General features: G+C 70.5%; 6 protein-coding genes. 5 read left to right on the forward strand and 1 reads right to left on the reverse strand.

Annotated elements, in window-relative coordinates:
• Positions 1 to 227 precede the first annotated feature (227 nt).
• Entirely contained in the window at positions 228 to 773 is a 546-nt protein-coding gene (locus AC31A1_RS13035; protein ID WP_489653442.1) for a DUF6082 family protein, read from the forward strand.
• 127 nt (positions 774 to 900) lie between these two features.
• A complete protein-coding gene (locus tag AC31A1_RS13040) occupies positions 901 to 1,137 on the forward strand; it encodes a hypothetical protein (RefSeq protein WP_026179195.1) in 237 nt (78 codons plus the stop codon).
• Between the two features lie 250 nt (positions 1,138 to 1,387).
• Here AC31A1_RS13040 and AC31A1_RS13045 read toward each other — a convergent pair whose 3' ends face one another.
• A complete protein-coding gene (locus tag AC31A1_RS13045) occupies positions 1,388 to 2,554 on the reverse strand; it encodes a citrate synthase/methylcitrate synthase (RefSeq protein ID WP_489653443.1) in 1,167 nt (388 codons plus the stop codon).
• A gap of 98 nt (positions 2,555 to 2,652) precedes the next feature.
• Between AC31A1_RS13045 and AC31A1_RS13050 the strand changes: the two genes are divergently transcribed.
• From AC31A1_RS13050 to AC31A1_RS13060, 3 genes are all read left to right on the forward strand, one after another.
• Positions 2,653 to 3,909, forward strand: a complete 1,257-nt coding sequence (locus AC31A1_RS13050; protein WP_489653444.1) for a citrate/2-methylcitrate synthase — start codon at positions 2,653 to 2,655, stop codon at positions 3,907 to 3,909.
• 54 nt (positions 3,910 to 3,963) lie between these two features.
• Complete coding sequence (locus AC31A1_RS13055) at positions 3,964 to 4,902, forward strand: ferredoxin family protein (protein WP_489653445.1); 939 nt, start codon at positions 3,964 to 3,966, stop codon at positions 4,900 to 4,902.
• 138 nt (positions 4,903 to 5,040) lie between these two features.
• On the forward strand, positions 5,041 to 6,696 hold a 1,656-nt coding region (locus AC31A1_RS13060), incomplete at its 3' end, for a sensor histidine kinase (protein ID WP_489653446.1).

A 6,696-nucleotide genomic window follows, 5' to 3' on the forward strand; every position in this document is an offset into this window, starting at 1 on the left:
TCGCCGCGAAGTGAACGATTGTTAGCAGCACTTGCGGGGCAGACGTTGGGGAAGGCGCCGGTTCGTGCGACCCTCGCTTCCCTCCGTGCGCCTCCTCTCCGCCTCCCTGCCGATCAGAGCCGCTCGGCACTCTGGGAGACGGCAAGCGCCGCCCATCGCTCGCCGGTCCCCATCAGTCGACCCGCACCCCGACGACCGGCGGACGGCCGCCTGATTCGGGGGTTGACATGGCCACACAGAAACGCGGGATGCGAGGGCCCAGTGCCGCCGCCACCGTAGGACTCGCCTTCGCCGCGGGGGCACTCGCGGCGCTCGTCGCACAGCGACGCAAGTTCGAGGAGCTTCGCCTGCGCGTCACCGAAGTGGAACAGAGCGACAGGCAGTCGATGCTGACGGAACAGCAGCGGCTGCAATTCTACCTCCTGACCAAGGCCATGGAGGATCCGGACCTGGCCGCCGTGTACAGCAACGTTCAGGTGGACTCACCCACACAGCAGCGCCAGTACCTGTTCGCGAACGCCCTGTACAACAACGCCCTGCTCGCCTACCGCGTGGGCATCGTCAACTGGGAGGAACTGCACGGCCACCTCCGGACCATCTGCCAGAACACCATCTTTCGTGACTACTGGCGCGCCCACCATCCCCATCGAGCCAGCCTCAAGGCAGAGTCGATCGAGGCCAAAGTGGGCCGAATGGTGGACCGCCTGATCCACGATTTGGACGAAGCGGACACAGAAGAGTGGTGGGTTGTCGGCGAACCTCCAGAAGAATAAGAGGAGTTGACACGCCGTCAACAAGACATGCCATCCGGGACCCGCCGTCGGGACCGGACAACGTCGAGGGCTACCCTGTCCCCGCCCAGATGGGCACCACCCGCCCCTCCGAAGGACAGGGATCTCTTTGAACATCGTGCGCCGCATCGGTGCGTCCCCACGCGAACGAGGCAGTCTGTCCGGCGATACATGCCCGGACATTTTCGAACTGAGTGACGGACGCTTCGCCGTCATCGGGACAGAGGCCACGGCGGCGCTCGATCAGGAACTTCCCCCTGACGCCGCGCGCGCGGACTATGAACGCATCGTGATCATCAGCCGCGACACGCTTCTGCGCGCCAAGGCCGACATCCCGGACGAATAGGAACGGCAGGGCCGCACCATGGACTGCACCGTCAACTGTTGAGGTCCACTCGGCAGCCCCACTTGAGGGGCAACCTCCGGAAGACGAGTCCCCGCAGGCCCGCTCGCCACTCGCACCACCTTCACCCTGCGCACAACCCCTGACGCAACGGGAACGCTTCGAGACGACCGGCACCCACCCCGCCGAGCAGCGCTCGACCATCACTTCGTGAGGTCCGGCACCAGACCGGTGCCGGGCCTCACGCAATCGCTCAGGCCACCTCCGGGACCGCCACCGGCGCCTCCACCCCCACATACCGCGCAACCGGCCGAATGATCTTCGAGTCCTCCGCCTGCTCCACCACGTTCGCGCTCCACCCCACCACCCGCGCGGCCGCGAACGTAGGTGTGAACATCTCCCGCGGCAGCCCGCAGAGTTCCATGACCAGCCCCGCGTAGAACTCGACGTTCGTGTGGAGCTCACGTCCCGGCTTCAGTTCCGCGAGGATCCTCTCGACCTGGCGCTCGACCTCCACGGCAAAGTCGACCCGCGGGCCGCCGAACTGCTGGGCGACCTCGCGCAGCATCCGGGAACGCGGGTCCTCCGTGCGGTAGATCGCGTGTCCGAAGCCCATGATGCGGTCGCCGGCGAGGACGCGTTCGCGGATCCAGGGGTCGATACGGTCCGGGGTTCCGATCGCGTCCAGGGTGTCCAGGGCACGACTGGGCGCACCCCCGTGCAGCGGACCTGAGAGCGCCCCTACGGCCCCGACCAGACAGGCCGCCACATCCGCCCCCGTCGACGCGATGACCCGCGCGGTGAAGGTTGACGCATTGAATCCGTGGTCAATGGTTGAGATCAAGTATTGCTCGATCGCCCTGGCCTGCTGCTTGTCCGGCTCCGAACCCGTCAGCATGTAGAGGTAGTTGGCCGCATAGGAGAGGTCCTCGCGCGGCTCTACGGGATCGAGTCCCTGCCCCAGCCGGTACAGCGCGGTCAGCAGTGTCGGTACGGCCGCGGACGCCACGAGGGTGTCACGGCGGCGCGCGTCCGCGTCGATGTCGTACACCGGCCGGAAGCCCTTCGCGGCGCCGAGCAGCGACAAGGCCGTACGCATCCCGGACAGCGGTCCGGACGTGCCGCTCGCCGCCGCCACCGCGGGCAGCGCGGCCCGCACCTCGTCCGGCAGCCGGCGCAGCGCCGCGGTCTCGGCGGCGAAGGCCACGCTCCGCTCGGTGTCCGGCAGTTCGCCGTGGGCGAGGAGATGCCAGACGTCCTCGAAGCCGCGGGTCTGCGCGAGTTCGACGGCGGAGTACTGGCGGTAGTGGTAAAAGCCCTCGGTCCCTCGGACGTCACCGATTCGGGTGTCGGTGACGACGACGCCCGCGAGTCCCCGCGGAACCTCGATACGAGTGGCTGCGGCCCTGTTGATGGACATGTTTCCTCCCTGGACTTGATTCAAATGTCCATGGTTGACTCAATCTCTGTCAATATTGATTGAATCAACCTAAGCAAGAAGTGGATACCGTGACCTCCATGCGCGATCAAGAACCCGCTCCCGGTCACCCCGAGCGACGGCTGACCACCAAGGAGACCGCCGAGTTGCTCGGCGTGAAGCCGGACACCGTGTACGCGTACGTGAGTCGCGGGCAGCTGAGCAGCAGGCGCGAACCCGGCGGGCGGGGCAGCACCTTCGACGCCAAGGAGGTGGAGGCGCTCGCCCGGCGCAACAGGCGGGAGAGCAGCGGGAGTTCGGGTTCCGGGGGTGAGCTGTCCGTGCGGACCCGGATCACGCTCATCGAGAAGGACCGGTACTACTTCCGGGGCGTCGACGCGACCGAGCTGGCCGCGCGCCACTCCTACGAGGAGATCGCCGAGTGGCTGTGGACCGGGGAGTTGCGCCCCGGAATCACGTTCACCGCGCCCAAGGCGGCCGTCGCCGTCGCGCGGCGCGCCGTGGACGCGCTGCCCGAACACACCGGCCCCACCGACCGGTTGCGGGTCGCGGCCATCGCGGCGGCGACCGCGGACCCGCTGCGCTTCGACCTGTCCGAGGACGCCGTGCTCGGCACCGCGCGCATCCTCATCCCCACCCTCGTCGCGGCCCTGCCTCCGGTACGGCGCGGGCATCGCGACGAGGGTCCGCTGGCCCACCGCCTGTGGGCACGGCTGAGCGGTCAGGGGACTGACGAGGCGTCACTGCACGTCCTGAACACGGCACTTGGGCTGCTCGTCGACCACGACCTGGCCGCGTCGACGCTCGCGGTGCGCGTCGCCGCCTCTGCCCGCGCGCACCCCTACGCGGCCGTCTCCTCCGGCCTGGGAGTGCTCGAAGGCCCCCTGCACGGCGCCGCCAGCGGCCTGGCGCACCGGCTGCTGCTCGACGTGCTCGACCAGGGCACCGCCGCCCCGGTGGTCGCGGACGAACTGCGCGCCGGCCGCCGCATCCCCGGACTCGGGCACCGGCTCTACCCGGGCGAAGACCCACGCGCGCGTGCCCTGTTCGCCCTCCTGAAGGAGATCCCAGGCGCCGCGCCCGCCCTCGCCGCGGCCCGCGACATCGTCGCCACCACCGCCCGCCACACCCCACTGCACGCCAACGTCGACCTGGCGCTCGCCGTGCTCACCGTCTCCTCCGGGATGCCCTCCACGGCGGGCGAGACGATCTTCGCGGTCGCCCGTACCGCGGGGTGGATCGCGCACGCCCTGGAGGAGTACGGGGAGCGCCCGCTGCGCATGCGGCCGAGCGGTCACTACGTAGGCCCCAGGCCGCCTCAACCCCTACCGGAGTAGGACACGAGTGCGGCCGGAAGTCACCCTGGGTCAAGTCAGGTTAGGCTCACCTCTGTGAGTACGTGCGCGACCGTCTCTCGGGACCTCGACGAGCCCATTTCCGGAACCGCAGCCACGGCGACGACGTGGCTGCTGATGGAACAGCCCGGTCCTTGGGGTGCCAAAGCGCTCACTTCGAGCCACCTGGACCCCGCGTTGGGGCGTGCCCTGCAAGCGGCCGCCACGGACACGGGCGTACGGGTCGCGCTCATCCGGCGCCCCGGTCGGCACGCCGATCCCGCGCCGTCACGGGTGCGCCAGGTGTACGCGGCCCACACCGTCCCCGGAAACGTGTGGCTGCACAGCGCCACGACCGAGGACCCTCGCCAGCTCCTCGCCCTCGATTTCGCGGCCCTCGGCGCGGGCGACCCGCGCTCGTTCGGCCCGGCGCTCGGCGGGCGGGCCCACACCGGTGCCCCGCTCGCGCTCGTCTGCACCAACGGCAAGCGCGACCGCTGCTGCGCACTCCTCGGCCGTCCCCTCGCCGCCGAACTGGCCACCTCCGGGGTCGAGGGCGCCTGGGAGGTCACCCATCTGGGCGGTCACCGCTTCTCGCCGACGGTGCTCGTCCTGCCGTACGGCTACGCGTACGGGCGGGTCCAGGCGCACGGCATCAAGGAGATCCTCCAGGGCGTCCAGGAGGGCCGTGTGGTCGTCGAGGGCTGCCGGGGCTCTTCGGCCTGGGAACGGCCCGGACAGGCGGCGGAGCTGGCCGTGCGGAGGGCGGCGGGCGAGTACGCGATGGACGCCCTGAGCGTCGTACGGACGGACGGCGGCGCACCGCGCTGGGAGGTGACCGTCGCACACACCGACGGACGCCACTGGCGCGTGATCGTCGCCCAGGGGGCGTCCCTTCCGCCCCGCCCGGAGAGCTGCGGGGCGTCTGTCCTCGGCGCACCGGCGCGGATGGACGTGGTGGCGGTGCGCGAGCTGACGACGGCGCTGGCGGGCTGACCCGCCCGGTACTGGGCCGCCCGACTGGCTTCCGCGGGAAATCGCCCTCTACTGGAGGCCGCTTTCCCCAAGAACTGGTCAAGAGATCCACGCCACACCCCTGGGGCAGCCCCCGCCCCGGCACGTACCGTCAGGGGTATGAGCCCCACTCCCCCCGCACGCCGCCGTCGCCTCGGGCTGCCGCGGCGGGTGTTCTCGCAGGTGCTGCTGATGCAGCTGGCGATCGCCGCGGGAGTCGCGGTCCTGGCGACCGGGCTGTTCCTCGCGCCGCTGAGCAAACAGCTGGACCAGGAGGCGATGAACCGCGCCCTGGCCATCGCCCAGACCACCGCGCAGCAGCCGCAGATCGTCAAGGACATCCAGGACACCCCGCCGAGCGTGGACGGACCCGTGCAGAAGGAGGCGGAGCGGATCCGGAAGGCCACCAAGGCCGAGTACGTGGTGGTGATGGACTGGCGGGGCATGCGGTGGTCGCACACGACTCCGAGCGAGATCGGCCGTTTCGTCTCGACCTCTCCCGGCCAGCCCCTGGCCGGTCAGGAGGTCAAAGAGATCGACAAGGGCACCCTGGGCCGCTCGGCCCGCGGCAAGGTGCCTCTGCGGGCCGCCGACGGCACGGTCGTCGGGGCCGTCTCCGTGGGCATCAAGTACGACAGCGTCCGCGCGCAGTTGATCAGCGCGATCCCGGGGCTTCTGGCGTACGCCGGGGGCGCTCTCGCCGTGGGTGCGCTGGCGGCCTGGCTGATCTCCCGGAGGGTCCAGCGGCAGACCCGGGACCTGGCCTTCTCTGACATCTCGGCGCTGCTCTCGGAGCGCGAGGCGATGCTGCACGGCATCCGGGAAGGCGTCGTCGCCCTGGACCGCGCGGGCCGCATACGGCTCCTGAACGACGAGGCGCGGCGGCTGCTGGGCATCGGCGACGAGGCGGTCGGCCGCTCCCTGGACGAGGCGCTCGGTGAGGGCCGTACGACCGACGTCCTGGCCGGCCGGGTCATCGGCACCGACCTGCTCGCCGTGCGCGGTCAACGGGTCCTGGTCACCAACCGGATGCCCACCGACGACGGGGGCGCCGTGGCCACCCTGCGCGACCGCACCGAACTGGAGCAGCTCGGCCGGGAGTTGGACTCGACGCACGGTCTGATCGACGCCCTGCGCGCCCAGGACCACGAGCACGCCAACCGTATGCACACCCTGCTGGGGCTGCTCGAACTGGAGATGTACGACGACGCCGTGGACTTCGTCGGGGAGGTGGTCGGCGATCACCGGGCCACCGCCGAGCAGGTCACCGAGAAGATCCAGGACCCGCTGCTCGCCGCCCTGTTGGTGGGCAAGGCGACCGTCGCGGCCGAGCGGGGCGTCGCCCTGTGGATCTCCGACCGGACCTGGCTGCCCGACCGGCTGATCGACCCGCGCGGGCTGGTCACGGTCGTCGGCAACCTGGTGGACAACGCGCTCGACGCCGTCGCGGGCACACCGCACGCACGCGTGGAGGCCGAATTGCGGACGGAAGGGCGTACCGCAGTGCTCCGGGTGCGCGACACGGGCCCCGGAATCCCGGAAGAACAACGGGAGTTGATCTTCACCGAGGGGTGGTCCACGAAGAAGCCACCGGCCCACGGCAAGCGCGGGATCGGCCTCTCCCTGGTGCGTCGGCTCGCCGAACGGCAGGGCGGCAGCGCGGTGGTGACGGAGGCGTTCGGCGGTGGCGCGGAGTTCGTGGTCATCCTGCCGGAGGCCCTGACCGAAGCGCTGACCGAACCGGACCTGGAACCCGCCCTCACCGCCCCCGGGGAG

The sequence above is a fragment of the Streptomyces sp. P5F9 genome (assembly GCF_057961495.1).

Coding starts and splice junctions, on each gene's coding strand:
- AC31A1_RS13035 (WP_489653442.1), top strand. CDS start 228: ATGGCCACACAGAAACGCGGGATGCGAGGGCCCAGTGCCGCCGCCACC.
- AC31A1_RS13045 (WP_489653443.1), bottom strand. CDS start 2,554: ATGTCCATCAACAGGGCCGCAGCCACTCGTATCGAGGTTCCGCGGGGA.
- AC31A1_RS13050 (WP_489653444.1), top strand. CDS start 2,653: ATGCGCGATCAAGAACCCGCTCCCGGTCACCCCGAGCGACGGCTGACC.